This window comes from Lutimaribacter pacificus, assembly GCF_900142185.1.
Classification (GTDB): domain Bacteria; phylum Pseudomonadota; class Alphaproteobacteria; order Rhodobacterales; family Rhodobacteraceae; genus Lutimaribacter; species Lutimaribacter pacificus.
On sequence record NZ_FQZZ01000007.1, the window covers coordinates 181,415 to 206,954 of the forward strand.

At 58.6% G+C, this 25,540-nt stretch carries 24 protein-coding genes and 4 pseudogenes; 12 read left to right on the forward strand and 16 right to left on the reverse strand.

Annotated features, from left to right (window positions below):
• Positions 1–24 precede the first annotated feature (24 nt).
• From F3H87_RS17070 to F3H87_RS17120, 11 genes and pseudogenes are all read right to left on the reverse strand, one after another.
• Positions 25–807, reverse strand: coding sequence for an enoyl-CoA hydratase/isomerase family protein (locus tag F3H87_RS17070; RefSeq protein WP_027264309.1), 783 nt, complete (start codon positions 805–807; stop codon positions 25–27).
• Positions 808–818: 11 nt separating this feature from the next.
• Positions 819–1,595: an enoyl-CoA hydratase/isomerase family protein gene (locus F3H87_RS17075; RefSeq protein WP_027264308.1), complete on the reverse strand. Its 777-nt coding sequence runs from the start codon at positions 1,593–1,595 to the stop codon at positions 819–821.
• A 77-nt stretch (positions 1,596–1,672) separates the two neighbouring features.
• On the reverse strand, positions 1,673–2,923 hold the full coding sequence (locus tag F3H87_RS17080) for an ABC transporter substrate-binding protein (protein WP_027264307.1): 1,251 nt from the start codon (positions 2,921–2,923) through the stop codon (positions 1,673–1,675).
• 95 nt (positions 2,924–3,018) lie between these two features.
• Entirely contained in the window at positions 3,019–4,257 is a 1,239-nt protein-coding gene (locus F3H87_RS17085) for an ABC transporter substrate-binding protein (RefSeq protein ID WP_027264306.1), read from the reverse strand.
• Positions 4,258–4,290: 33 nt separating this feature from the next.
• A complete protein-coding gene (locus tag F3H87_RS17090; RefSeq protein WP_370330538.1) occupies positions 4,291–5,109 on the reverse strand; it encodes an ABC transporter ATP-binding protein in 819 nt (272 codons plus the stop codon).
• 5 nt (positions 5,110–5,114) lie between these two features.
• The gene (locus F3H87_RS17095; RefSeq protein WP_027264304.1) at positions 5,115–6,188 is read right to left on the reverse strand and encodes a branched-chain amino acid ABC transporter permease; all 1,074 of its coding nucleotides are present in this window, start codon (positions 6,186–6,188) and stop codon (positions 5,115–5,117) included.
• A 3-nt stretch (positions 6,189–6,191) separates the two neighbouring features.
• The gene (locus F3H87_RS17100; RefSeq protein WP_027264303.1) at positions 6,192–7,079 is read right to left on the reverse strand and encodes a branched-chain amino acid ABC transporter permease; all 888 of its coding nucleotides are present in this window, start codon (positions 7,077–7,079) and stop codon (positions 6,192–6,194) included.
• Positions 7,080–8,999 (reverse strand): AMP-dependent synthetase/ligase, encoded by a 1,920-nt coding sequence (locus F3H87_RS17105; RefSeq protein WP_027264302.1) that lies wholly within the window; start codon positions 8,997–8,999, stop codon positions 7,080–7,082.
• Complete coding sequence (locus F3H87_RS17110; RefSeq protein ID WP_027264301.1) at positions 8,992–9,798, reverse strand: ABC transporter ATP-binding protein; 807 nt, start codon at positions 9,796–9,798, stop codon at positions 8,992–8,994. Before F3H87_RS17110 ends, F3H87_RS17105 begins: the two co-directional genes overlap by 8 nt.
• A 37-nt stretch (positions 9,799–9,835) precedes the next feature.
• Entirely contained in the window at positions 9,836–10,690 is an 855-nt protein-coding gene (locus F3H87_RS17115) for an SDR family oxidoreductase (RefSeq protein ID WP_027264300.1), read from the reverse strand.
• Between the two features lie 105 nt (positions 10,691–10,795).
• A pseudogene (locus tag F3H87_RS17120) lies at positions 10,796–11,530 on the reverse strand (acyl-CoA dehydrogenase family protein); the annotation flags it as partial.
• 108 nt (positions 11,531–11,638) lie between these two features.
• Here F3H87_RS17120 and F3H87_RS17125 point away from each other — a divergent pair.
• Positions 11,639–12,904 (forward strand): IS256 family transposase, encoded by a 1,266-nt coding sequence (locus F3H87_RS17125; RefSeq protein WP_027264277.1) that lies wholly within the window; start codon positions 11,639–11,641, stop codon positions 12,902–12,904.
• Between the two features lie 172 nt (positions 12,905–13,076).
• Here the strand turns inward: F3H87_RS17125 and F3H87_RS17135 are convergent, their stop codons facing one another.
• The gene (locus F3H87_RS17135; RefSeq protein WP_027264276.1) at positions 13,077–13,322 is read right to left on the reverse strand and encodes a type II toxin-antitoxin system ParD family antitoxin; all 246 of its coding nucleotides are present in this window, start codon (positions 13,320–13,322) and stop codon (positions 13,077–13,079) included.
• Positions 13,323–13,443: 121 nt separating this feature from the next.
• Here F3H87_RS17135 and F3H87_RS17140 point away from each other — a divergent pair.
• The 4 genes and pseudogenes from F3H87_RS17140 (at position 13,444) to repC (ending at position 18,118) form a co-directional block, all read left to right on the forward strand.
• Positions 13,444–14,317: pseudogene (locus tag F3H87_RS17140) on the forward strand (recombinase family protein).
• A gap of 341 nt (positions 14,318–14,658) precedes the next feature.
• Positions 14,659–15,858, forward strand: coding sequence for a plasmid partitioning protein RepA (gene repA / locus F3H87_RS17145; RefSeq protein WP_027264275.1), 1,200 nt, complete (start codon positions 14,659–14,661; stop codon positions 15,856–15,858).
• The gene (gene repB / locus F3H87_RS17150) at positions 15,858–16,826 is read left to right on the forward strand and encodes a plasmid partitioning protein RepB (RefSeq protein WP_223228107.1); all 969 of its coding nucleotides are present in this window, start codon (positions 15,858–15,860) and stop codon (positions 16,824–16,826) included. Before repA ends, repB begins: the two co-directional genes overlap by 1 nt.
• Positions 16,827–17,062: 236 nt before the next feature.
• Entirely contained in the window at positions 17,063–18,118 is a 1,056-nt protein-coding gene (gene repC / locus F3H87_RS17155; RefSeq protein ID WP_027264273.1) for a plasmid replication protein RepC, read from the forward strand.
• 174 nt (positions 18,119–18,292) lie between these two features.
• Here repC and F3H87_RS17160 read toward each other — a convergent pair whose 3' ends face one another.
• Both F3H87_RS17160 and F3H87_RS17165 read right to left on the reverse strand, forming a co-directional pair.
• Positions 18,293–18,805, reverse strand: coding sequence for an RES family NAD+ phosphorylase (locus F3H87_RS17160; RefSeq protein ID WP_027264272.1), 513 nt, complete (start codon positions 18,803–18,805; stop codon positions 18,293–18,295).
• Positions 18,805–19,155: an MbcA/ParS/Xre antitoxin family protein gene (locus F3H87_RS17165; RefSeq protein WP_027264271.1), complete on the reverse strand. Its 351-nt coding sequence runs from the start codon at positions 19,153–19,155 to the stop codon at positions 18,805–18,807. The genes F3H87_RS17160 and F3H87_RS17165 overlap by 1 nt, the downstream gene beginning before the upstream one ends.
• A gap of 432 nt (positions 19,156–19,587) precedes the next feature.
• Here F3H87_RS17165 and F3H87_RS22005 point away from each other — a divergent pair.
• The 4 genes and pseudogenes from F3H87_RS22005 to F3H87_RS17185 form a co-directional block, all read left to right on the forward strand.
• A pseudogene (locus F3H87_RS22005) lies at positions 19,588–19,815 on the forward strand (hypothetical protein); the annotation flags it as partial.
• Between the two features lie 28 nt (positions 19,816–19,843).
• Positions 19,844–20,602, forward strand: a complete 759-nt coding sequence (locus tag F3H87_RS17175; protein ID WP_100160910.1) for a DUF6927 domain-containing protein — start codon at positions 19,844–19,846, stop codon at positions 20,600–20,602.
• Positions 20,603–20,726: 124 nt separating this feature from the next.
• Positions 20,727–21,053, forward strand: a complete 327-nt coding sequence (locus F3H87_RS17180; protein ID WP_027264269.1) for a type II toxin-antitoxin system PrlF family antitoxin — start codon at positions 20,727–20,729, stop codon at positions 21,051–21,053.
• Positions 21,050–21,568: a type II toxin-antitoxin system YhaV family toxin gene (locus tag F3H87_RS17185; protein WP_027264268.1), complete on the forward strand. Its 519-nt coding sequence runs from the start codon at positions 21,050–21,052 to the stop codon at positions 21,566–21,568. The genes F3H87_RS17180 and F3H87_RS17185 overlap by 4 nt, the downstream gene beginning before the upstream one ends.
• Positions 21,569–21,595: 27 nt before the next feature.
• Here F3H87_RS17185 and F3H87_RS17190 read toward each other — a convergent pair.
• Together F3H87_RS17190 and F3H87_RS17195 are read right to left on the reverse strand one after the other, a co-directional pair.
• A pseudogene (locus F3H87_RS17190) lies at positions 21,596–22,018 on the reverse strand (recombinase family protein); the annotation flags it as partial.
• 58 nt (positions 22,019–22,076) lie between these two features.
• Complete coding sequence (locus F3H87_RS17195; protein ID WP_027264267.1) at positions 22,077–23,192, reverse strand: tyrosine-type recombinase/integrase; 1,116 nt, start codon at positions 23,190–23,192, stop codon at positions 22,077–22,079.
• Between the two features lie 157 nt (positions 23,193–23,349).
• Between F3H87_RS17195 and F3H87_RS17200 the strand changes: the two genes are divergently transcribed.
• The 3 genes from F3H87_RS17200 to F3H87_RS22175 are packed head-to-tail and all read left to right on the forward strand — an operon-like array spanning position 23,350 to position 25,462.
• Positions 23,350–24,294, forward strand: coding sequence for a DUF1403 family protein (locus F3H87_RS17200; protein ID WP_100931421.1), 945 nt, complete (start codon positions 23,350–23,352; stop codon positions 24,292–24,294).
• A complete protein-coding gene (scpB, locus tag F3H87_RS17205) occupies positions 24,291–24,893 on the forward strand; it encodes an SMC-Scp complex subunit ScpB (protein WP_027264265.1) in 603 nt (200 codons plus the stop codon). Before F3H87_RS17200 ends, scpB begins: the two co-directional genes overlap by 4 nt.
• Positions 24,890–25,462: a DUF6035 family protein gene (locus F3H87_RS22175; RefSeq protein WP_223228108.1), complete on the forward strand. Its 573-nt coding sequence runs from the start codon at positions 24,890–24,892 to the stop codon at positions 25,460–25,462. The genes scpB and F3H87_RS22175 overlap by 4 nt, the downstream gene beginning before the upstream one ends.
• The last annotated feature ends 78 nt before the right edge of the window (positions 25,463–25,540 follow it).

The following is a 25,540-nucleotide window of genomic DNA, read 5'->3' on the forward strand; positions in this document are numbered from 1 at the left end:
TTTTGCGATAAGGTTTCAACCGAGCTAACGGTCTTTGAATTCTGGAGCTCTTTTTTCCGAAAACGCTTTCATCGCCTCGGGAAAGTCATGCGCGCACAGCAAAACGCTTTGGGCATCGCGCTCGATATCCAGCGCCTCGAGATAGCTGCACTCGGCTGCGGCGCGCATCACACGCTTGGCGGTCTGAACGCCAAACATCGGGTGCGTTGCAATCTCGCGGGCAATTTCCAACGCCCGTACCTCGACCTGGTTGGCCGGCACGCATTCTTCGACAACGCGCAGGTCCCTAGCGGTGCGCCCGTCGATTTCACGGCCCGTGAGCACCAGCATCCGCGCCACCCCCGCACCGGCACGCTGTTGAAGCAGCCAGCTAGATCCCGTGTCAGGACAGCCGCCGACGCGCGCAAAAACTTCGCACAGCCGGGCATCTTCGGCAGCAACGACAATGTCCGCCGACAAGGCCAGGCTTAGACCCGCGCCAAAAGCCACGCCGCATACCGCGGAAATCAAGGGTTTACAAAACAGATAGGCCGCGCGTCCGCCATCGTGCACGCGGTCCACCATTTCCGATGTCGCCCTTGCGCCTTTCGCGATCTCAGACTGAAACCCGACAAGATCGCCGCCGCTGCTGAAATGATCGCCACCGGTCATAACAACGACACGGATCGTATCGTCCCGTTCGGCTTCGCGCAGGAGCGCCACCAGTTCTTCGACGAACCCGATGCTGTAAGGGTTGCGTTTTGTCGGCTGAAGAAACCGCAGGATTCCGACAGGGCCTTCCCTGTCCAGACGAATAAGTTCAGTCATTCAAGCCTCCATCAGGTCCCAGTCCAGACGGGTGCTCGTTTTTCAGCGAAGGCCTTGGGGCCTTCAATCGCGTCGTTGCTGGCGTAAACCACTTCGTGCAGGCGCTTGCCCTCTTCCAGACCACCGGCACAGCCCAGATCCATGGTTGCGCGAACACTGCCTTTCGCGGCAACAACCGACAGCGGGGCCGCGCTGGCAATGCGTTTGGCAAGGTCGAAGGCCCGTGCGCGGACAGCATCGGGGGTGTCTTCGATATAGTTGGTGAACCCGTATTCGTGCAGGCGCTCGATCGGCATCAGGTCGCCGGTCAGAACGATCTCCATAAGGATGGGCTGTGGCAGCATGGACAATGCCGGCGATGCCCAGGGCGATCCACGACCGATCTTTACTTCGGTGATACCGACCTTGGTCCCCTTGAGACCGACCCGCAGATCGCAATTCAAGGTCAGCATCATGCCGCCCGCCATCAAAGACCCGGTCATCGCCGCGATGATCGGTTTCTTGCAGGCGCGCATGGTTTCGTGAAACGGATCGCGCATCTTGGACAGGATATCGACACCCTCGTCCCGCGCGATCTGGGTGGCTTCCTTCAGATCCAGCCCGGCACAGAACACGCCGCAATCGGCCGAGGTCAGTATTGCCGCGCGAATGCTGTCATCCGCCTCGATCTTCTCCCAGGCATCCGTCAGCCCGTTCGTTGCGGCCACGGAAAGTGCGTTCTTGCGTTCGGGCCGGTTGATACAGACGGTTGCGATGCCGTCTTCGATCTTCACATCAATGGGGCTCATAGCATTAACTTCGTTATTCATGGACTGTATTTGTGCGAAAAATCCCCGCGGCATGGGTGCCGCGGGGATGCTTGTGTTCATTCGACTGAGAACGACTCGGAGCTTTCCTTGATCACTTCCCAAACGATATCGAGGTAATCGGCGCTCCAGTCGGTAAGCGGAACCCAGGTCTCGCCATCCCACTGTTCGACCCGGGTCTTGCCACCGCCGCCATGGTCTTCCGCGGTCACCGTGACCGGCGCCATGAGACCGTTGCCGTCGAAGTTCTCGATCGCTTCATAGCCCGCTTTCATGCTCTCTGGCGTCAACGGCCATCCGTTCTCCTCGATCGCGATACGGGCAGCTTCGAAACCGACCGAATAGATCGCAAGACCGGTGTTGTAGTAGACATCGTGCACCAAGCTCTCGGGGCCGCTGCCTTCGCCATTGGCATAGTAGGTGTCCAGCATCGTCTTGACGAGCGGGACTTCCTGGCCGCCGGCCACGTTGGTCCCGCGCAGGATGCCTTTCGCCTCTTCCGCGCCGATATTGGCGATATCGACTTCGTTCAGCCAGTTCACCGACAGATAGCGGTCGATCGGGAAACGGTTGCGGCGCATTTCCTTCGAGGCGACCACATGTCCGCCCGCCAGTAGCCAGCTGATCACATAGTCGGGCTTGTCGCGGCGGATTTTGCTCCATGCGCCGGCTTGATCCGACCCGGGAAGCGGCACGGGATAAAGCTCCAGTTCGAACCCTTCCTTCTCGGAAAGCGTTTTCAGGATCTCGATCGGTTCCTGGCCAAAGGGGTAGTCCAGATAGATGAACCCGATCTTCGCATCGCTCAGATCACCGCCCATCTGCTCCTTGATGAATGCAACGTCGTTCGCCGCCTGCTGCCAATAGGTCGGGCCGACCGGGAAAACCCATTCGAACACCTCGCCATCCACGGCGTCACCCCGACCGACGAACGATTGCATCAGGATGTTACCGTCTCTCATTGCACGGGGCAGAACCGCATTCGTGACCGGCGTCGAGAGCATGTTGAAAATGAATACACCTTCACGCTTGAGCTGCTCGTAGCATTCCACGCCGCGCTGCGGTTCGTTGCCGTGATCGCGCACGATGATTTCCACCGGATGCCCTTCGATACCACCGTTTTCGTTGGTATACATCGCGAGGTCCTGAGCGGCCTGGGCCACCTGAGGCGAAATGAAGGTGTAGGACTTGCTGAGGTCGAAGCAGAGTCCGAAGCGGATCGGCTCCTTGTCCTGCGCTGAGGCCACAGTCGCGCTTGTTGCCAGCGCAGCAGCAAGGACCACTGCCTTAATTTGCTGTGTGACTTTCATGTTCTCTCTCCCGTTGGTTTGGTTTGGGGCGGTGATACTGTCTTATAAACGCCGCTGCCGCCCCGCGTAGCGTCGCCCTTCCTGCTATTGGTCATTCACTGCTCGTATTTTGAGGAACTTTCTTTCACCACGTCCCACACGACGTCCGTGTACTCAGAGATCCAGTCGGTTTGCGGCACCCAAGTCTCCCCGTCCCACATCTCGATCCGGGTCTTACCGCCGCCGCCATGATCTTCGGCCGTCACCGTAATGGGGGCCATCAGCCCGTTCGCGTCGTATCCCTCAAGAGATTCCAGTCCGGCTTTGTAGGACTCCGCGGTTATCGGAAGGCCTTCCTGTTCTGCCGCCCTGCGCGCGGCTTCGAACATGATTGAATACATCGCCAGACCGGTGTTGTAGAAAACGTCCTGCGTCTTCTCGATCGGGCCGGACCCCTCGCCCTTGTCATAAAGCTCGGCCATGATTTCCTGATACAGGGCAATATCCTGACCGCCCACGACATTGGTACCGCGCTTGATACCCTTGGCGGCCTCTTTACCGATGTTGGCGATATCGACTTCGTTCAACCAGTTGACCGAGATGTACTTGTCCATCGGAATGCGATTGCGCTGCATCTCCTTCGACGCGACCACATGCGCACCGCCCAACATCCAGACGATTACATGATCGGGCTTGTCGCGGCGCACCTTGGACCACACTCCGGCCTGGTCGCTGCCAGGCAGTGGCACAGGGTAAAGCTCAAGCTCGAAACCCTCTTTTTCGGACAAGGTTTCCAGGATCTCGATCGGCTCCTGTCCGAAAGGATAATCGAAATACACAAACCCCACCTTCACGTCCGACAAGTCGCCATCATGCAATTGCTTTATGTAGGCAACATCATTGGCCGCCTGTCCCCAATAGGTCGGTCCGACCGGATAGACCCATTCGAAAACGGTGCCGTCGACGGCATCGCCTCGGCCGACAAGCGACTGCATCAGGATACGCTCGTCTTCCATGGCCCGCGGCAGGATAGCCAGAGAGACCGGAGTGGACAGGGTATCGAAGACAAAGACGCCCTCGCGGCTGAGCTTGGAGTAGCACTCGATTCCGCGCTGCGGTTCGTTCCCGTGGTCACGCACGATGACTTCGACCGGTTCCCCACCGATGCCGCCCTTCATGTTGATGAGCTTGGCAAGGTCCATCGCGGCCTGCGAAACCTGCGGCGTGGCAAAGGTATAGGCTTTGCTGAGATCGTAGCAGATGCCGATCTTGAATGGCTCGGCCAGCGTCTGGGTGCCAAACATTGCTCCGCCGAACATTGATAATACGGCCAACGCTTTGGTAAGTTTCTTCATTTGTTCCTCCCTGAACAGTTTCCGAATAGTACGTTAGCTCAGCCAACGTTTGCGTCGGCTGTAGTGCTTGACGTTGTGAAAATCGGTCTCTCCGCCGCCTAGATAGAACTCCTGAATGTCGGAGTTAGATTTGAGCGCCTCGGCGGTGCCGTGCATAACGACGCGGCCGTTCTCGATAAGGTACCCTTGCGACACGATTTCCAGAGCCGCCAAGGCGTTCTGTTCCACCAGTAGTACGGACAGGCCCTCATCCTTATTGATCTTTTGCAGTATGCCGAAGATTTCCTCGACCAGGAACGGAGCAAGCCCGAGACTTGGCTCGTCAAGCATCAACAGCTTCGGCTGGGTCACGAGGGCCCGCCCAATGGCAAGCATCTGTTGCTCACCACCCGACAAATAGCCTGCTTGCGAATTTTTGCGTTCGGCAAGCCGCGGAAAATATCCGTAGATCTTGTCCTTTTCCGCATTCAGCGTTGATCGGGACATCCCGTGCGGCGCGGCGGCGGTCAGGTTCTCGTCGGGGGTCAGGTGTTCGAAGACTCGTCGCCCTTCGATGACATGACAGATGCCCATCTCGACGCGTTTTTGCGCGAGCGCTTCGGTAATGTCCGCTCCCTGGAACGTTATCTCACCTCGGCTGATGCGTCCGCGCTCAGCCTTCAAAAGACCGCTGATCGCTTTCAACGTGGTGCTTTTTCCCGCTCCGTTCGATCCCAAGAGTGCGATCATCCCGCCTGTAGGAACCTGGACCGAAACACCTTTGATCGCCAGCATTACATTGTCGTACAGCACCTCGACACTGTTCATGGACAGAATGTTCTGGGCTTCAACTTTTTTTTCTTGCATCGGCATTTCCCTTATTTCTTGAACTGATCGAAGGGCCAGACCATCAGGTAGTCTCTGATGTTGCCGTAGAGTTTTCCCAAACCAAGCGGTTCGATCAGAAGGACAATGACGATCAGCGCGCCATAGACCGCGTTGGGGATGTGGGCGAGCGTTTCAACGTTGATCTGCATGCCAAGCCCGTCACTCAGCGTGACGACGAGACCGTTCACGATACCCGGAACAAGAAGGATCAGGGCAACACCGAAATAGGAACCGATAATGCTGCCAAGGCCGCCAACAATCACCATCGCAAGAACCTGGATCGACACGTTCACCGAAAACTGCTCAGGTGCCGCAAGAAAGAAGAAGGTGGCAACAAGCAACGCACCACTGACGCCCGCGATGAAAGACGACGTCGCGAAGGCCAGGATCTTGTAGTAGAAACTGTTCACACCCAGGATCGCGGCTGCAAAGTCTTTTTCCCGGACAGCGACCAAAGCGCGACCGAGTCCAGTACGCTTGAGATTAAGCATGAAGATCGTCACCAAGACACACCAGCCGAAGGCGACATAGTAGAAGCCAGTATCAGTGGTAATCTCTTGCCCGAGCAGCGCCAATGTCGGTGACTGGAGCGACGCGTGTGAGCCCCCCGAGATCGCCGGAGAGTGGGTCAGAACCCAGTCCATCACAAATTGCATCGCAAGAGTGGTAAGGGCGAGGTACAGTCCCTTGACCCGCAAAGCGGCAAAAGCAAACAGGCTGCCGATCACGGATGACGTCAACCCGCCGATGATCAGCGCGAATTCCCACGGCACCCCGAAACGCGCGGCATGGATCGCCGAATAGGCGCCGACCGCCATGACCGCGGCGTAGCCCAGGTGAAGCTGCCCCGCCCAACCTGTCACCAGGTTCAGCCCCAAAGCGGCCGCCGTCCAGATCAGCCACGGAAGCATGTAACTGTTCAGGTAAAGCGAAGGTATGATGAATGGCGCGGCAATGCCGATCAGGAAGATAAATGCAGCCAGATTCCTGTCAGCAGGTACCTTGAAGATTCGGCTATCCGAAACGTAGTTGGCGTGATGGACGCCGGAAAGTCCGTAAAACATTCCTTACACCCTTTCGATGTCGTGACGACCGAACAGCCCGTGCGGACGGATCATGACCGTAAGAATGAGCACGGCAGCGACGATAAGCTCACGGCTTCCGCCTCCGACAAGCGGATCGAGGAAATCAGCGCCAACGTTTTCGACGACGCCCAGGATGATGCCCGCGATCACGGCGCCAAGGATACTGTCGAGACCACCGAGAACGGCAACCGTCAGACCTTTGAGAAGCAACAGCGACAGCGCCTGATCGACACCCTGAATCTCGCCCCATATAACGCCTGCGGCGACGGCAACAACGGATGCCAGCGCCCAAGAAAAGCCAACTCCGCGTTCAACCGAGATGCCGACCGACCACGAAGCCATGTAATCATCCGCGATCGCCCGCAACTTGATCCCGGTCCGGGTTCGGAAAAACAGCATGAAGGCGACAAACAAGACGAGCGCAACACCGGCACCAACCAGATGGATGCGGCTGATGAATATGTCGCCCAGGAACAGCGGATCATAGCTGACGCCCAATTCCATCGAACGCGACGTCCCGCCCCAGATCGCAAGCGTTGTACCCCGCAGGAAAATGTCGAGGCCGAGTGTCAGCATCAAGATCATGACAACCGGCCGACCTGCGAGACGGCGCAGAGCAACACGCTCAATGCCGAACCCAAGGCCGAACATGACAACCGCAGCCAGAGGGATGGCCAGCCACAAGGGTAAACCCACGTCGCGTGCCAGCGCCAGGACCACATAGGCCCCGACCATGGTCAACCCGCCCTGCGCCAGATTGGGCACCGAAGATGCCTTGTAAATCAGCACAAGGCCGATGGCGAATAGCGAGTACAGCAGACCCGTCAAGGCTCCGTTGATCGCAAGCTCTGATAGAAAGACCCAGTCCATTTATACCTCCCTGATGGGAAGGCTTCTTTCGACCTTCCCTACTTCCCCGGTCTCGTAAGTCACCTGCGCGCTTACATGGACCTCTTTTGAACCGTCGTAGAGCGCTGCGATCACGTCGGCATAGCGTTCCTGAACGACCTTCCGCCGCAGTTTTCGGGTTCGCGTGATTTCGCCATCGTCCGGGTCGAATTCTTTCGGCAGACTGACAAAGCGTTGCAGGCGCAATGGTTCGGTGACGGCCTTGTTGACCCGTTGGAAGGCCTCGCGAAGCAACGTCGCGACCTCTTCACGCTGAGAAAGATCGGCATAAGACACATAGGGCACGCCGTTCACCTCTGCCCAGTGGCCAACGGCTTCGAAATCCACGCAGACCATAGCCGTCAATTCGTCAAGCCCGGCGCCGATTACGGCAGCATCCTTAATATAAGGGCTGAATTTCAACCGGTTCTCGATGTAGTTTGGCACAAACCGCTCGCCTCCGGCCGTATGCATGACCTCGGAGACGCGCCCCAGAACAACCAGGTGTCCATCTTCCTCCAAATACCCGGCATCACCTGTATGCAGCCACCCGCCCTCAAGGGCTTCGGCGGTCGCTTCGGGTTTGTTGAAGTACCCTTCGAATACGCTGTCCGAGCGTACCAAGATCTCCCCGTCCTCGGCGATGGTCACCTCGACGCCGGGCGCGGGTTTGCCAACCGTATGAAGGCGCACTTCACCCGGAGACTGAATTGCATTGATCGCGCTGTTTTCGGTTTGGCCGTAGAGTTGGCGCAATTTGATTCCCAAGGCTCGGTAGAAAACAAAGGTGTCTTCGCCGATCGCTTCGCCGCCGGTGAACGCGTTCTTGAGGCGGCTCATTCCGAACTGGTCCTTGATCGGACCGAAAACAATTGCCTCACCCAAAAGTCGGCCCAAAGGCTCCAATATACCACCGCTTTTTCCGTTCAGCTTGCGTGTCTCAGCGGCGATGGCCCGATCCATGAAGAAATGATACAGCCATTTCTTGAAAGGGGTCGAATTCTCGATACCCACCTGGATTGTCGTCAGCATTTGGTCCCAGCTTCTCGGCGCCGCCAGATAGAAGGTCGGAGCGATCTCGCGCATGTCGCGCACGACCGTTTCCTGGCGCTCAGGCACATTCACGGTGAAACGCCAAAGGAGTGCCGCGGCAACGGTTATGGCGTAGTCTCCCACCCAGGCCATCGGCAAGTACGCGAGGATCTCCTCATTTTCGTCGAAGGCACCCGCCGCATGTCCATTCCGAGCAGCAGCAAGAACGTTCTTCTGACTCAGTACGATGCCCTTCGGCGCGCCCGTCGTTCCGGAGGAGTGCAGAAAAATGGCCGGATCTTCCGGCTTCGCACGACTAAGCAGTTCCTCACGCAGGCCCGGGGTTTCGTTCAGATCGTGCTGACCAACTTCGATCAGGTGATCCCAGGACATCAGCCCTTCAACCTCGTAGAAGCCAAGACCGCGCGCTTCATCATAAATGATGTGGTCGATGCCCTCGGCGCCGGCGTCCTTCAGTTCCAGGATCTTGTCAACCTGTTCCTGATCTTCCGCAATAGCCGCGACGATCTCCACTTCGCCAAGAAAGTGCCGGAGTTCTTCGAGCGTCGCGCCGGGATAGGCAGGCATTGCATAGGCACCAAGCAACGAAACAGCCAGCATGCCGCCATAGAGCCGCGCACGGTTATCGCCCAGAACAAGCACTGCTTTGCCAGGCTTCACGCCGATTTTTTCAAGCCCAGCCGCACAGGCCACCACCTCTTGGGCGTATTCCGCCCAGGTGGTTTCTTTCCATATCCCACGCTCTTTTTCGCGACGGGCGATATCCTTTCCGTGGAGCGACGCGTTCTTCGCCAGAAGTGCACCAATCGTTTCGCCGCCTGAAGACCGGTTCTTCGTAAAATCAGTCATGCGACCCTCCGATATATGCCTCGATGACCCGCGGGTCCTTCACAACCTCCTTGGGGATGCCACTGGCGATCATTTCACCGTAATTCAGTGCCAGCATCCGATCACAAATGCCGGTGATGACATCCATATGGTGTTCGATCAGCAGAACGCTGACGCCGCGTTCGGCACGGGCATCCAGAATGAAACGGGACATATACCCTTTCTCTTCCTGGTTCATGCCGGCCATCGGTTCATCGAGAATCAGCATTTGTGGCTCGGCCACCAATGCCCGCGCCAGCTCGACCCGTTTTTTCAACCCGATCGGAAGACCATCGACCAACTCATGCCGGATGCTCTCGAGTTGCAGAAACTCGATCACCTCCTCGACGATTTTACGGTTCTCGATTTCTTCACGCTGTGCTGCCCACCAATATAGCGCCGTACGCAAAACGCCTGGGCTCATGTGGATGTGCCGCCCGAGCAGGATGTTGTCCAGAACGCTCATCCCGTTGAACAGGGCAAGATTTTGGAACGTCCTGGCAACCCCAAGCTTGGCAACCTTGTGAGGCGCTGTGCCCGTGATGTCTTTTCCTGCCAGCCGGACTTTGCCCTCGTTTGGCGGATAAAATCCGGTAATTGCGTTCGTCAGTGTTGTCTTGCCGCTGCCATTCGGACCGACAAGTCCAAAGATTTCCCCTTGCCGGATAACAAGGTCCACACCGGTGACAGCGACGATGCCGCCGAACCGTCGTTCGACCCCGCTGCACTCCAGTATCGCCCCATCATCGGCTCCGATTGCTGTTTTAGTCTTTGTCGTCATCTAGATCCCGTTGTCCCCCTAAGGTTCACGGCCATCATCAGGTAATCCGGAAGTAGTCCGGCCGCCCCGTTGGCCATGGATCCCCCCACAATTGCTGCCCACCGTCGATGTTCAGAACTTCACCGGTTACGAATTTCCCTGAATTCGCCGCCATATAGACAACCCCTTCAGCGACATCCCATTCGTCCCCGGCGTGCCGCATCGGATTGGAGTCCTGAAAGGTCGCAGAACCCTCCGGAGGGTAGTTCCCGAAACCGTTGCTTTCGCAGCAACCCGGCGCCACGCAGTTCACTCGGATACCGTGCGGAGCCCACTCCACCGCAACCGACTTGGACAGGTAAACTACCCCTGCCCGGGCCGCACAGGTATGCGCGATGCCGGGCATGCCGCGCCAGATATCGGCCACGATGTTGACGATGGAGCCCGATTGCTTGTTGGCGACCCAGTGGCGCGCCGTGGATTGCATCATCCACCACGTGCCGTTCAGGTTGGTGTCTATGACCGCATTCCAGCCCTTTGGACTAAACTCCAACGCTGCTTGCGGAAACTGACCCCCAGCATTGTTCACCAATACGTCAATCGCCCCGAACTCCTGGTTCGTCTTGGCGACAAAATCCTCGACCTGCTCAGGCTCCCGGATGGTCATTGGCACAGCGAAGACTTTACCCCCGAAACTTTCGAGGAACTCCCTCGCCAAAGCCAGTTTCTCTTCGTTGCGTCCATTGATCGCCAGATTGGCCCCGAGCCTCGCGAACAGGGTCGCAATTGCCAGCCCCAATCCGCCTCCAGCGCCGGTCACCACAACGGTTTTGCCGCTGAATAAATCGCTCGCGTAAACGGTTGCACGTTTCGACAGGTCCTCCTTCGAAGACCCGAACTGCGTCTTATGCATGACGCCTCCTCCCATTCCCCTTAAGGGGCAGTTGTCACTAATCTAACGCGCGTTAGAAAATTGGTCAAGACACCTTTTCCCACCAGCCCCGCCCGTTATCTCAGATCAGTAAGACATTGGAAGTCCAAGGGCTTTTTCTGCTATGAACGACAAAAGCATCTGCGGTGTCACCGGTACGATGCGGAACAGCAGAGCTTCCCGTACCAGTCGCTCCACGTGATATTCCTTGGCGTATCCGAATCCGCCAAATGTAATTTGCGCGGCTTCGGTCGCCTCAACCGCGGCGTCGGCGGCCAAAAGCTTGGCAGCGTTCGCCTCGACGCCGCAGGGTTCTCCCGCATCGTAGAGGGCTGCAGCGTGCATCACCATGAGATTGGCAGATTCCACCCGCGCCCAGGCTTTGGCGAGTGGATGCTGAACACCCTGATTTTGGCCGATCGGGCGGTCAAAAATCACACGTTCGTTTGCATAATGCGCCGCTCGCGCCAGTGCGTTGCGCGCAATACCGATGCATTCACCGGCCACCAGGATGCGTTCGGGATTCAACCCGTGCAAAATTTGTCTAAAGCCTTTGCCCTCCTCCCCGATCAGGTCCTCAGCCGGAATCGGCAACCCATCGATGAAGACTTCGTTAGAATCGACAGCCTTTCGACCCATCTTTTCGATCTCTCGCACGTCAACGAAATTTCGGTCGAGATCTGTATAGAACAGGCTCAGCCCTTCGGTCGGGCTGCTCACATCCTCAAGCCGCGTTGTTCTGGCCAGAAGCAACATCTTGTCTGCCACCTGCGCGGTAGAAATCCAGACTTTTTGTCCGTGCACGACATATCTGTCCCCCCGCCACTTCGCAACGAGCTATGCTGGGAAATGGGTGACGGTGTTTGAGAAGGCGGCGTATCGTGGCGGGTGTCGAAGCCTGCCAGAACTTCCAGAAGGAACGATACGCCTATGACGAAGAATACCGACATCATCGCCCTGCGTCAGCCGGAATCTGTTGACGATCCGCTGACCGAGATTGCCCGGGATGGGGCGCGCCGGATGCTGGCCGCTGCACTTCGGGCAGAGGCTGACGCCTTCGTCGCTCAGCATGCCGAAGAGGTCCTGCCGGATGGCCGGCAGCGTATCGTCCGGCATGGGTATGGGCCGGAGCGAAGCATCCAGACCGGGATCGGCGCGCTTGATGTGCGCCGCCCGAAGGTGCGAGACCGCGCGGCCGGACCTGCTGACGAGAAGGTGCGGTTCAGCTCCGCCATCCTGCCGAAATGGGCGCGGCGGTCGCGCAGCCTCGATGCCCTGCTGCCAGTCCTCTACCTGCGCGGCATTTCCACCGGCGACTTCCGGGAGGCGCTCTCTGCGATCTTGGGGGCGGAGGCGCCAAACCTGTCGCCGGGCGTAATCTCGCGCCTGACCGGGGAATGGCAGCAGGAACATGACCGCTGGCAGCGCCGTGATCTTTCGGCGCGGCGGTATGTCTACATCTGGGCGGACGGCGTCTACCTCCAGGCCCGGATGGAGCCGCAGGCCGAGTGCATGCTGGTCATTCTGGGCGCCACGCCCGAAGGGAAGAAGGAACTGGTCGGCTTCCAGATCGGCGTTCGGGAAAGCGCGCAGAGTTGGCGCGAGTTGCCGGTCGACATCAAGGCCCGCGGCCTTGCCGTCCCGCCGGAGATCGCCGTGGGAGACGGGGCCATGGGGTTCTGGAAGGCGCTCGACGAGGTCTTCCCCGGCACGCGTCATCAGCGCTGTTGGGTCCACAAGATCGCCAACGTGCTGAACAAGTTCCCGAAATCGATGCAGCCGACGGTGAAGGCCGACCTGCGCGAGATATGGCAGGCCGAGACCCGCGCTAAGGCCAAGGCCGCCATGGACATCTTCGCCGAGAAATATGGGATCAAATACGAGAAGGCGGTAAACTGCCTGACAAAAGACCGCGACGCGCTGCTGGCGTTCTATGACTTCCCGGCCGACCATTGGGATCACCTGCGCACGGGCAACCCAATCGAAAGCGTCTTCGCCACCGTCCGGCACAGGACCGTCCGAACCAAGGGGGCGCTGTCGCAAACGACAGCGAAGCTGATGGTGTTCAAGCTCGTTCAGACCGCCGCCAAAACATGGCGCCGCCTGAAGGGCGCGAACCAGTTGCCTTTGGTCATCGAAGGCGTCACATTCACCGACGGTGTCGCCGAGAACGACACCGAAAACCGCGCCGCGTGATCAAGCCGCATCACCCAGATTTCAGCATAGCTCTGGATAAGCTGCAAGCAAGTCAAAGAGCGCGAACAGGCCATCTGCGTAGCGCTCGGCTTGACTCATGTCCCATTCCGCCGCGCCCTGGATCCAAATGTCCGCAAGATCGGCTTCCGCTGCAGGACGGATGGTCCATCTGCTATTTTCCGGCATGCTTCGCGTGCATCCGGGCCTTGAACGCGTTGCAGTCAAACGACTTTGCCGGGCCGCTGGCGATTCCGGCATCAACCGCTGCCTGGATTTCAGCGATTGCATCGTGCCGCATCCTGTCGCGCCGGATCAGGTCACGGACATAATCGCTCGAGTTGGCGTAGCGTCCCGACTTCGCCTGATCCTCGACCCAGGACTTCATCGGATCCGGCAGCGAGATGTTCATGGTGCCCATGGCTGTCTCCTTCGCGGCGAGGATATGGCAAGCTTTGCCATCAAGCAACCGTCTCCCCCTGCCCTGCTCGGCCAATCCGTCGTTTATTAGTGTTATCTAAAATTGCAAATGGCCCGTTTTCATGCCCCTGATAGGCTATGCGCGCGTATCCACAGAGGATCAGACCCCCCTGCCCCAGTCCGAGGCGCTGCAATCGGCGGGATGCGCCGAGATCTTTGAAGAGCACGCCTCAGGCGGCAATCGTGCGCGTCCGGTGCTTGCACGTGTGCTGGAGCGGATCGGCAAGGGCGACACGCTGGTCGTCGTCCGGATCGACCGCCTCGCGCGGTCTTTGTCGCACCTTCTCGAGGTGATTGAGCGTCTGGAGGCCAAGGGCGCCTTCTTCCGCTCCCTGCAGGACCCCATCGACACTGCATCGCCGCAAGGCAAGTTTAGGCTGCAGGTTCTGGACGCCGCGGCCGAGTTCGAACGCGCCCTAATCCGTGAGCGCACGAAGGCCGGGCTTGTCTCTGCGCGCGCCAAAGACCCCGCTGCGCTGCGCAAGGTGCGGCTGGCGCGACAGGACGGCTATATGGAGCGCTTGGACGAGACCGCGCAGGATTGGGTGCCCCACGTGCGCCGCTTGCGCCCCGATATTGCTTGGGAAGACGTGCTGCGGATTATCAATGGCCCCCCTGCCCCCAGATCGCCATTGGACCCAAAGCCGCCTGCTCCGCGCTGTGAAGGCCTATGTCAGAGACGGTTTCCTGCCTGCCGAGGTGCTTCGGCGCGCCGGACGCCGCGAAACCGATGACCGCCTGCCGGCCATCGTGGCGGCCATCAAAGGGTCGGACCCAGATATCACGCTACAAGCGATCTGCGACCGGTTGGAATCCATGCGTGAGCGCACCCCTCGAGGCCGCACCAGCTGGCAACCGTCCTCCGTCAGGATGCTGTTGGAACGGGCGGAGCGGCTTGGCCTAATTTCATCAGAATCGGCTCACCCCCAACCGTAACTAGCAGAGACCCAAACAGCTGAATCTATCGCTCCAGACACCGTCAGAAGGTCAATTGTGCCATTGGTTGCATGGGTTTAGCCAATACCGTCCAAAAAATGCTCATGAGTGGCCTGAAGCACGGTCTTGTGGATTTATTACCATAAAATCAAAAACTTGCGGGTATCTTTATGTGACTTACGTATTGGTGCTGTGGATAACTTTCACACTACATCTAGATTCTTCTTGCCGGACTCACTTGATCGTGGCATTCCCGTTCTGACGGCAAAACGCGTCAGACGCGCTGTACACCGTCAGAATGACCAAGAGCCTCAACAGAGGCCGAGAGTGGGCGGCAGGACATGGATGATCGTAACGTTGGATACGCGCAAGGCATAGGCTCTTCCGACATCGGAGCATTTGCCGACAATCTGGCTGAATCTTTGGATCGCCAGATGAAGATCGCTTTCGAGCCCGAAGAACGAAAGTCCCTGCGCCGTTTCAGTTCAACCGAGGTCGCCAGCCTCCTGCGCGTAAGCACATCTAACCTGCGCAACCGGCACAAGGACGGCAGCTTCCCGGAAGTGCATACAGACAACCGCGGACACCGGTTCTACACAGCCCAAGAGATTGATGAGTTGCGTGATATTCTAGGGCGCACTGGAAAGAACGTAGAAAGTTACCGCCCTGGTCGACGAGAGGGCGATCGTCTCCAGGTAATATCGGTCGTCAATTTCAAAGGCGGATCGTCAAAAACGACAGCAACGATACATCTTGCACAACGGTATGCCTTGCGAGGCTACCGAGTGTTGGTCTTGGATCTCGATCCGCAGGCAAGTTTGACCACCTTTTTCGGCTTTCGGCCTGAGCTCGAGTTCGCCGAAGGCGGCACAATCTATGATGCCCTGAGATATGAGGAGCAAGTTCCGCTCTCAGCCGTCATCCAAAAAACCTACTTCCATAAGCTCGATATGGTCCCAGCGGGCTTGATGCTCTCGGAATACGAAACTGAGACGGCAAATGCCCTCGCCCGCCGGGTGCAGCCCATATTTGCGGAGCGTCTCGCCTTAGCGCTTGAGGAAGTAGAGGCGAATTACGACATCGTTCTGATCGACTGCCCACCTCAACTTGGTTTCTTGACCCTTACGGCGTTGGCAGCCTCAACGGGACTTTTGGTAACCGTGGTACCTGGCATGCTCGACATCGCTTCCATGAGCCAGTTTCTGAAACTTGCTTCGGAAACGGTCAAGGCCGTGGAAGAAGCCATTGGCCGGCGCGTGACCTGGGACTTCGTAAAGTTCTTGATCACGAGATACGAACCGTCGGACGGGCCTCAGACGCAGATGGCGGGCTACCTAAGATCGATCTTGGCCGGACAGGTCATGACTGAACCAATGCTGAAATCTACGGCGATCTCAGACGCTGGTATGACCCAGCAAACCGTCTACGAAGTTGATCCGAGCCAATTCATCAGAAAAACGATTGATCGCGCTCTGACCAGCGTGAACGGCGTTGGAGATGAGTTGGAACAGACAATCCAAATGGCATGGGGGCGCCGCTGATGGCCCGAAACATCTTCAATCAGCCACCAAAGGACGAGAAGGAGAGCGCGGCCCCCTCCCCTACCGCGCCAAAAGCGGCAAAATTGCCAGGATCTGTTGGCGGATTGCGCGACTCTTTGCGCGAGATCACCGCGAATTCCATTCGGGACATCGAGCCCGATCAGATTGAGATGGATGGTCTGCGCGATCGGTTAGTGCTGGAGGATTCCAGTATTGATGAGTTGGCCGAAAGCATTCGCAAGCATGGGCAACAAGTGCCAATTATGGTCCGTCCATCGGCCCAACCGGACAGATACCGTATCATCTACGGCCGACGCAGGCTTGCAGCGATCCGCATGATCGGTGGAACGGTCAAGGCGATCGTCCGAACTTTGGATGACGACGCATCTCTGATCGCACAGGGCCAAGAGAACAATCTCCGACTAGACCCGTCTTTCATTGAGAAATCTCTTTTTATCAAAGAGATGCAGGAATCAGGCTACAAGCCAAACGTCATCCAGGATGCTCTCGGTTTGACACGGCAGGGCGTGTCCAACCATCGCGTCGTCATAGAGCAACTGCCAGAAGGGCTTGTACAGTTGATAGGGCCGGCACATGGCATCGGACGACGGCAATGGGGTGATCTGGCTGCTTTCTCGAAAAAGATAGATCTGGTGAACACGGCCAAAAAAGTGATTGCCGCCCTGCCCGACGACACTCCAAGCGCGGAAAAGTTTCAGGCAGTCTACTCGGCTTGCTCGAACAAGGCACGTAGCGACAAGAAGCAAGCCAACGGCAGCCTAAAGTCCGTCGTCAAAGATGCGGACGGTAGCTCTGTGGGAACGCTGACGGTCGATCAGAAAACGATCGCCATCAAGATCGCCAAGAAGGACAACCCAGAATTCGGCCAATGGCTCGAAGAGCGCGCAGAGGCAGCGCTTTTGCAGATCTTCGAACAGTGGCGGAATGAGAGCGGCTCTGGGTCCTAACCCAAGCCACACAGAGTAACGCGAGCAGAGGAGAAAAGCGAAGACCAGAAGAAAAGAGCCCCCCAAAGTTTCCCCTGGAGAGCCCTCATCATTCGATTAGCACTCATGATGTAGCAACCTCCAACAAACCGGTCAAGAGTCACCGATTCGGTGGACGGTTTTTTTTGCCTTTTCCTGAGCAAAATCTCGGGAAAAGACTGGGAAGCTGTGGGCCGAACGGTCGTCGTGAACAAACCATGGCATTTACAAAACTATCGATCAAAACCGCTGGTGCTGTTGCATCAAGCGGCTCAATTTCTGCGGCTGAAACCGACATTTGGACCATCTTCAGGGCACTGAGAGATGCACGGAGCGTATTCGGTCTGCGTCCTGGCCATATCCAAACACTTCAAGCCATGCTCAGTTTCTTGAAGCCCGGCCACGGCGAAACGGTTTTCGCGTCCAACGACTCGATTTGCCAGCGCGTCGGCGGTATCGACGAACGGACACTCCGCAGACACATCAACCGCTTCGTCGAACTCGGTTTCATCAAACGCAATGATAGCTCGAACCGGAAGCGATACCGCGTTCGCTCGTCCAGCGGGGAATGCATCAGCTATGGACTGTCTCTAACCCCCCTCATCCAACGTGCAAGCGAGCTTATCGCCATCGCACATGAGATGGAAAATAACCGGCGGGATCGGATATTTATCCGCAAACAGATCCTTACAAAGCTCGCCAATTTGGAAAAGCATGATCCCTGCAACACATTCATCACCCACGCACGGAGAGCTCTACGCAGGAAGCTGAGCCTGCCCGAATACCACGCGCTGCTCGCTGACACGGACAAAGAATGCCGGAATTTGAGTACACCAGATGACCCACCAGAAACTGTGGAATTGCCCGCCAATGACGGACAAACTGTCCGGCACCAATCTAAGTCTGAAGAAGAAAAAAAAGATTTAGATAGCAACATAGGCAATGAAGCTCTGAAACCAGACTTGCTAACCTCAGTTTGCGATCAAGCGACGTCGTTCTCCACAGAGAGACTTAGAAACTGGTTGGACATTGAAAACCATGCTCGAACACTTGCACCCATGATGGGGGTTCACCCAGATACATTCGAAAAAGCCAAGAATGCAGTAGGAGCTCAGAAAGCGTCATGCGCCATCTTCATCATGCTACAACTTGGAAGACGCATCAGGGACTTTGGAGCGTATTTTCACAGTATTACCTTGGGCCAACGTCAAGACCAGTTTGATCCAGTGGCTTTGATCAATCGTCTATCCAAAACTGCTATGCAACCCGCCTAGTGTCCACCGCGGTGGACGTCTGACTGGCAACTAGTCCAATTACGCGTGGTCTCTCCACATGCATCAAAGCCACCGAGCCAAATTCCAATAGGGCGATACTGCGCGGTCATTCCATGTTCCTCCGTCCGGTCGATGTCCACCGCGGTGGACAGATCCGGCACCAAGTCTCACACCTCACATTCGTGACAGCCGTTCTTCGTCATCCACGACGTCAAGTGAACCGCCCTTGCCATCCCAAGCCCACAGGACGATGTCGAAGTCCGATGACGACGCACCCTTCGCAAAACTCTTGATCAGGAACCCCGCAAACCCATCCGCTATAAGGGCGCTTGCTAAATCCTGTGTCGGCACAGGTTGACCGTCGAGCATCTTCATGCGCCATGCAGGGTCGGCAAGTATTGACGCTGTCACACCATACCGTTCGAGCCTGTCCTGATCGCGGGTATCGAAAATTGGCCCCAGGTCGGCATTGTACGACACCAGGATCGTGGGTTGCAGGCTGCCTACCTGGTTGGCTTCTCTAAGAGCGGTCGCGGGATCCAGCGAGGTGTAGAGGGCAGGGGTGCCCTTGGCATTAAAGCGCCCTCCATAGAGTTCGGCGCCCCGTCCGGACAAAGGTTCACGCGCATAGACGGCGTTCAGGGCGCGGTAGAGCGGCCCTGAGTAGCGTCCATCTTTCAGCGGCATCAGGCAAAGACGCCCGCATCGACCGCATCGATGTATTCCAGAACTTGCTGAGCTTTGCCTTCCTGCACCAGCTGCATGGCTGTCCGGCCATCAAAGCCGGGCAGGGGCTCTGACCGGTACCATGCATAGGCCATCAGTTCCGAGCCGAAGCGGGGTTCGACTTTGTTCAGCACCTCTACCAATTCGCGCAGGCGGCGCTGCGTCTTGTCCGAACCAATGCGGGCTCGCCTCTGCAACGCGTCTTTGCCCAAGCCGACGGTCAATGCGATCTCTTCTGCTGATGTGCGTAGCACAGCGGCGATCTTGCGCGGTTCGAATTGCCCAGCTTCAGCAAAGTTCGTGATATGCATGATCTATGCTCCTACAGTGATACTGACGGTATATAGCGACAATATTGCTGAATTTCAAGTTGATAGGAGATACTGCGCCTTCGTTTCCCGTGCTAATCCGTAACGCTGCATTGCTCTGAACGAAGCAAATCCTGATTTTTGGGCTTGAGAAGTCGCCGTTAGAGCGCTTTTGCCGATCGAGAACGTCAGATAAGTTATTGATAATATGAGAAAGGCTGCAGCAGTCGGACCGGAGTTGCCGATCTTGGATCGGAACCGCCACTTACTGCATCCAGTCACGGGGGTCCGCGGTGGTGTCGGACCCTCGGCAGTTACCCCGGACCAGTTGGCTAGTGAAAAGGGAAAGTGGACTTCGGGTTTTTGTGACCGACGGATGAGGGCCTTTGGGGTGCCTCTGACGAGTTCGGGCCGGGTTCCGGTCTGCCGTTACGGATGAAGGGCATTCCCATGCAATCAGGTGTCTTGCGCGTGTTACGCGCGACCGCTGCCTCTTGGTGGCGGCATATAGAGCTGCGCCGAGCCGGTCAGACAGGGCTGGCACGGCAGCTCGAGCGGAAGGCCGTTCTCCGCGATCTCGCCTATCTCAGGCAGGCGGCGACGCTGCCGAATGCCCATGTCATCTTCGGAGAAGGCGGAACGTTCCTTCAACTCGGTTGGACCTTCCCACACTCAACCGAAAGACATCCCCATGGCTATTCTCAAGTTCTCCACCTCCGCTGTCGCGGCGCAGATCGCCCACGCGCGTGCCTGCAAGACCTTCCTGCCCAACTGGAACGGACCCGTTGACCGGCCCGCCCTGATCCTCATCGTCGGCAATGGCGTGCATCTGCGCTCGAACGGCATTGATGGCACGACCACCCGGCTCTGCAACTTCGAGAGCGACAGGCGCAGAACCGAACTGGTCAAGGCTTGCAAGGTTGGCTCCACCTGGTATGCGGCGGCAAAGGTCACAAGTCTTGACGGCACCCCTGTCGAGGATGCGACCTATGTGACCGATGCGAATGGCTCGATCACTTTCGGGGCTGTCTTCCTCACCCGATACGATGACGGCTGCTGGGGCTACAAGGATATGGAGGAAAGCGCGGGCCCGAACGCGTCGCGCGCGCCCCTTGCGCTGATCGAACTTCTCTCCGATCTGAAAGACCCGGACAGCTACGCCCGGGACTGGCGCCAGCGCTGCCGGGATTGGGCCGCGATCCCTGACTACGCCGAAGGCGACAAGATCAAGCTCGCAAAACCGGTGACGCTCACCGACGGCAGCACCTGCCAGATCGTCACCGCGACCCACTACAAGCGGGGGCGGCAAAAACGCCGCTGCTACCGGATCGAGGAAACCGGTGGGCTCGTACGCCTCTCGAAGGCCACGCTTGCGGGTTCGGAGCTGCTCAGCTCCGCGAAAGGTGCTGCCAGCCCGGTGCTGGCGGAGTATCTCGCGGGGCGAGAATAGGTGCTGCGCCGGACGGTTCATCGACCTGCGGGCGACAGCAGATCCTGCGGCTTGTCTTGACAAGACAATGCAAGTGCATTACCTATTGCGGTCAGCAAAGCCCCTTTTCTTTCAGGAGACTGCCATGACAGCGCTCGCACAAGACGTCTCGAAACTCACGGACCGGTATCAGACGACCGTGCCGGCGGGTGTGCGCAAGCAGCTCAAGCTGGGCAAGGGCGACCAGATTCGCTACTGCACCGAGCCGAGTGGCAGGGTCTATATCGAGCCCGTGCGCGCCGAAGAGGATGATCCCGCGCTCGGCGCGTTTCTCGATTTTGTCGAGGCCGATATCAAGGCGCATCCGGACCGCATTCGGGCGTTCGATGGGGCTTTGCATGATCGTCTTGCAGCACTGGTCGGAGACGTTGACGTCGATCTCGATGCGCCCCTATCGCTCGAGGATGAATAAGCGGCGATAGCGTGCCCGCCCAAGCGCCCCTTGTCGTAAACGGATGGTCGATTTATGCGCATCCGCTCTTTCTGGACCAGCTCGAAGGGCTGATCGAGGAAGTCGAGGCGCGTAAGGCACGCGATCCAAAGACCTGGCGCAAGAAAAACCCGACGAAACGGCTGGCCGCCATCTTCAAGCTGGTCACCGAGGCCATACCGGCAGATCCGAGTGCCGCAGCCTACCGGCAAGGCAGCACGCTCGGGGATCACCGCAAGCACTGGTTCCGGGCGAAATTCTTCCAGCAGTATCGGTTGTTCTACCGGTTCAACAGCGATGCGAAGGTCATCGTGGTGGCCTGGGTGAACGACGATAAGACCCTGCGCGCCTACGGCAGCAAGACGGATGCCTATGCGACGTTCAAAGGGATGCTGGAAGATGGAAATCCACCTGACGATTTCGACGCGCTCTTGAAAGAAGCGGCGACGGCGGACAAGCGGTTCGAGACGTCTCTTGAAGCGGCGCCCGATCGGTAACCCCTACATCTCCATGCAGATCGATGTCGGCTTGCCACCAACGCGCCCTTTGGCGCGCGCAGAGGCAAGACCCGCCTTGGTACGCTCGCGGATTAGCGCGCGTTCGAACTCGGCCGCGGCACCGAGGACCTGTAGTGTGAACTTGCCTTGCGGCGATGCAGTGTCGATCGGGTCCTGCAGGGACCGGAAGTAGGCACCTTTGGCCTCCAGCCGCTCGATCACCTCCAGCAGGTGCGACAAAGACCGCGCGAGGCGGTCGATCCGGACGACGACCAGCGTGTCGCCCTTGCCGATCCGCTCCAGCACACGTGCAAGCACCGGACGCGCACGATTGCCGCCTGAGGCGTGCTCTTCAAAGATCTCGGCGCATCCCGCCGATTGCAGCGCCTCGGACTGGGGCAGGGGGGTCTGATCCTCTGTGGATACGCGCGCATAGCCTATCAGGGGCATGAAAACGGGCCATTTGCAATTTTAGATAACACTAATAAACGACCGAATGACCGCGCGATCAGAGACCGGCTGCCTTGGTCAGGTTCACCCGGAACCGGTCGCGGCGGCGCTGATAGCGGCGGGTCATCTCGGCCGAGGCGTGTCCGAGCTGCTTCTGGACATAGCGCTCGTCGACCTCGGCCGAACTGGCGAGACCGGCGCGCAGAGAGTGGCCAGAGAAGAGGGCGAGGCGATCCTTTTCGGGCAGCTCTGATCGGATGCCGGCGTCGAGGACCGTGCGCTTGATCAGTCGAGCCACATGTTTGTTGTTGAGCCGCGTTTCGGATGCCCGTGTGCCATCACGCGAGGTTCCGACGAAGACCGGGCCGAAGTCGATCTTCGCGAAGTGCAGCCATTGCTCAAGGGCACGAACAGGGCAGGTCTGATCCTTGGAGCCGCGGCCGATCTCGACTTCGCGCCAACCGGTTTTGGCGTTGAGGGTCAGGAGGGCGCCTTTCTCCAGGATTTCGATCCAGCCGCCGGAATCCGGTGTATCGTCTTTGTGCACGTCCAGGCTGACAATTTCGGATCGGCGGAGGCCTCCGGCGTATCCAAGCAGAAGGATTGCCCGATCGCGTAGCCCGCGCAGGTCATAGGGCAGGGTGGCCACCATCGCGAGGATGTCCTCGGCCAGGATCGCTTCCTTCTGGACTGGCGGCCGCGCGTGCTTGCGCTTGATGCCCGCCAGAACTGTCGCGATGTGCCGGTTCCTGCGATCGAGAATGAACCCGCGCTGCGCGTAGTTCCAGGTGAGACCGGACAGGCGGCGGTCGATCGTGCTGACCGACAGGGGTCGGGACGCCGACTGCGAAGGGGAGGAGCCTGACCCGGAGGCCAGATCGGCGAGGTAAAGCCCGATCATCTCAGGAGAGGGGGGCAATGGCTCCGCGCCCTTCATTCGGCACCATCGCGCGAAATGCGCCCAGTCTTTCGCATAGGCCCTCAGCGTGTTCTCTGAAGCCGCGGCGCGGGCGTAATCTCGGGCGGTGTCCACCAGTCGATCGAGCGTGCCGGAACCCGCGACATGGGAGGGCAGGGCGATGTCATCGTTTTCCTCTTGATCGCTAGCGTCGACGCGATCGTCATCAGGCTCACCAGAGGGCGTTGGCGTCGATTTCTCGGTCTCTGAGGGCATATTTTCACTGAATCCGGCAATGAAATTGAACTGCTTCCCAGCATATCTTTTCACATCCGATAATGCAAACTTATTGGACATAAAGCCGAACGGCAATGTGGGGCGGTTTTCACATCACATTGTGGACAAAAGCGCCGCCATGGGATAGTCTTGTGGTATGACATACCAGCCGACAGCCATATCGGACGACCTGAGTACACTACCGCAGCTGCCGGGCTGGGTCACCTCCGGGCGTGTGGAAACCCTTGAAACTGTGGCCTTTCGGTCGGGCGCGGCGCTGATGGTGCTCGACCAGCTGATCAACGATCCCAGGCATGGCGTGCCCGTGAAACTGTTCGCCAACCGGCTGGCGCTGAGCGCGGCGACAGCGACCTCGAAACTGGAAGGCCGCCTCGCGCGGGAGGCGGATATCCGCGACGCCTATCATCTGACGCCGCCAGGCGAAGCGCGGGGGCCAGATGGTGATCTGCTGGCGTTTTGGAGAGATGCCGTGCGCCTGCGGGCGGACGAAACTGGCAAGATCGCTGATCTGGCTGGCGCGGAGTACGCGGGCGTCCGGCTTGATGGGGGATTGGAGCGCGCCCGGATGCATGGGCCGTTGGATGGCGGCGTGGCGGTCCTACGCGACGTGCTCGACGCCGACGACCGAGCGGAGCGGGTCGCCTGCCTGCTTTCTGATGCCGTCCTGGCACGGGCTCTGAACTGGAAGACCGTGCTGCCCGTGACTGCGCAGCGTTTGACAAAGGCGGTTCTGCGCGATCTGGCCGCAGACGGGCAGGGGGCCGAGCTGGCAGTGCAGGTCCGGATTCTGGAGAGCATCGAAGAGATCGTCCGAATGGCGCGAGAGCTTACTCGTCGAGCAGGCGCGCTTGGCGCCGTGGCGCCGAAGCTGCGGGCGAAAGGATCGGAGGCAGCGGTCGAGCTGTTCCTGACCGAGGACTCCGTGGCGCCGTCGTCGATGTTGTCACCGCGGATTCGCGGTACCTCGATCCCGATGACGGACCGCGCTGCCCGGCGGTTCTGCGACCGGCTGGTCGAGTTGGGAGTCGCGCGCGAGCTGACCGGGCGGTCGACGTTCCGGCTGTATGGGATCGCGCCATGACGGTCGCGACACGGAACCGCAAGGCGCAAGGGGAGGGCAGCGCCGGGTTCGACCGGGAACTTGAAGAACTTCCGCAGGAGCTGCGCTGGCGCGAATGGATGGGGCGGATCGAGGCGGTATTGTTCGCCAGTGCCTCGCCGGTCGGTCGCGACGACCTGGCCCGCGTGGTGGGGCAGGGGGCGTCGGTCGAGATGCTGATCGAGGACATCCAAGCCGAACTGACCGGCCGCCCGTATGAGCTGGCCCAGGTAGCGGGTGGATGGATGTTCCGGACCAAGACGCAGTTCGCGGACGCGATCAAGGCCGCCGCCGATCATGGCGAGCAGACCTTGGCCTTCACCGAGATGGAGATGGGGGTGCTTTGTGCAATCGCCTATCACCAGCCGATCGACCGGGCCGGTCTGGCGGACATCTTCGGCAAGGAGGTCAGCCGCGATCTTCTGGCCCGGCTGCGCTACAATGACCTGATCGCCAGCGGGCCGCGGTCGCCGCGGCCGGGCGCACCGCATACGTTCGTGACGACGGAGACGTTTCTGGTGACGTTCGATCTGCAGAGCCTGCGGGACTTGCCAGAGTTAGAACTGGGTGGCCCAAAGTGAAGGCGAGCGCACTCACGATCGAAGCAATCATTGTTCCGCCATCAACGCATCCGGTTCACACAGAGACTTACCTGAATGCTCTCTCTGACACAGAATGGTCCGAGCTACGTGCAAAAGCGACGCGCTCCCGTCGAACAGGACAGCCTGCCCTTCTTTGTGGCGATTGCGGTCATTCAGTCTACGGACGAGAGTCGAGCAACGGGCGCCGGCACTGCTTTCACTTTGGAACCGAGACAAAGGACTGCCGGTGGGCCTCGGCCAATGCATCCAGCTTTCGCTCCATAGATGCGAACAAGTTTCAAGGACAGCAGGAAGGTGCGCGTCACAAGCAGCTAAAGGCCATGATCTGCGAGATACTGGAATTGGACCCTTATGTAGCAGCGGCTGGCATCGCTCCTGAGCGCTATACAAAGGGTCACGAGGGGCAGTACGCATTCCCGGACGTCTATGCGTCCAATTGCTATGGCGGACCGGTGGCGTTCGAAATTCAGCTGTCCACCACTCAACTCCCGACCATTACTCGCAGAGAAGATTTCTACGCACAGAACGATAGTAACCATCCGGCGTAGGCCGCGGTCGCTGGCGTCACTCAGATCGTAGTTTTGGGTTTGCGAGGCCGCGGGGCCCATTTCTTCGCCAGCCGCTCG

Coding starts and splice junctions, on each gene's coding strand:
- F3H87_RS17070 (WP_027264309.1), bottom strand. CDS start 807: ATGACTGAACTTATTCGTCTGGACAGGGAAGGCCCTGTCGGAATCCTG.
- F3H87_RS17075 (WP_027264308.1), bottom strand. CDS start 1,595: ATGAGCCCCATTGATGTGAAGATCGAAGACGGCATCGCAACCGTCTGT.
- F3H87_RS17080 (WP_027264307.1), bottom strand. CDS start 2,923: ATGAAAGTCACACAGCAAATTAAGGCAGTGGTCCTTGCTGCTGCGCTG.
- F3H87_RS17085 (WP_027264306.1), bottom strand. CDS start 4,257: ATGAAGAAACTTACCAAAGCGTTGGCCGTATTATCAATGTTCGGCGGA.
- F3H87_RS17090 (WP_370330538.1), bottom strand. CDS start 5,109: ATGCCGATGCAAGAAAAAAAAGTTGAAGCCCAGAACATTCTGTCCATG.
- F3H87_RS17095 (WP_027264304.1), bottom strand. CDS start 6,188: ATGTTTTACGGACTTTCCGGCGTCCATCACGCCAACTACGTTTCGGAT.
- F3H87_RS17100 (WP_027264303.1), bottom strand. CDS start 7,079: ATGGACTGGGTCTTTCTATCAGAGCTTGCGATCAACGGAGCCTTGACG.
- F3H87_RS17105 (WP_027264302.1), bottom strand. CDS start 8,999: ATGACTGATTTTACGAAGAACCGGTCTTCAGGCGGCGAAACGATTGGT.
- F3H87_RS17110 (WP_027264301.1), bottom strand. CDS start 9,798: ATGACGACAAAGACTAAAACAGCAATCGGAGCCGATGATGGGGCGATA.
- F3H87_RS17115 (WP_027264300.1), bottom strand. CDS start 10,690: ATGCATAAGACGCAGTTCGGGTCTTCGAAGGAGGACCTGTCGAAACGT.
- F3H87_RS17125 (WP_027264277.1), top strand. CDS start 11,639: ATGACGAAGAATACCGACATCATCGCCCTGCGTCAGCCGGAATCTGTT.
- F3H87_RS17135 (WP_027264276.1), bottom strand. CDS start 13,322: ATGGGCACCATGAACATCTCGCTGCCGGATCCGATGAAGTCCTGGGTC.
- repA (WP_027264275.1), top strand. CDS start 14,659: ATGGATGATCGTAACGTTGGATACGCGCAAGGCATAGGCTCTTCCGAC.
- repB (WP_223228107.1), top strand. CDS start 15,858: ATGGCCCGAAACATCTTCAATCAGCCACCAAAGGACGAGAAGGAGAGC.
- repC (WP_027264273.1), top strand. CDS start 17,063: ATGGCATTTACAAAACTATCGATCAAAACCGCTGGTGCTGTTGCATCA.
- F3H87_RS17160 (WP_027264272.1), bottom strand. CDS start 18,805: ATGCCGCTGAAAGATGGACGCTACTCAGGGCCGCTCTACCGCGCCCTG.
- F3H87_RS17165 (WP_027264271.1), bottom strand. CDS start 19,155: ATGCATATCACGAACTTTGCTGAAGCTGGGCAATTCGAACCGCGCAAG.
- F3H87_RS17175 (WP_100160910.1), top strand. CDS start 19,844: ATGGCTATTCTCAAGTTCTCCACCTCCGCTGTCGCGGCGCAGATCGCC.
- F3H87_RS17180 (WP_027264269.1), top strand. CDS start 20,727: ATGACAGCGCTCGCACAAGACGTCTCGAAACTCACGGACCGGTATCAG.
- F3H87_RS17195 (WP_027264267.1), bottom strand. CDS start 23,192: ATGCCCTCAGAGACCGAGAAATCGACGCCAACGCCCTCTGGTGAGCCT.
- F3H87_RS17200 (WP_100931421.1), top strand. CDS start 23,350: ATGACATACCAGCCGACAGCCATATCGGACGACCTGAGTACACTACCG.
- scpB (WP_027264265.1), top strand. CDS start 24,291: ATGACGGTCGCGACACGGAACCGCAAGGCGCAAGGGGAGGGCAGCGCC.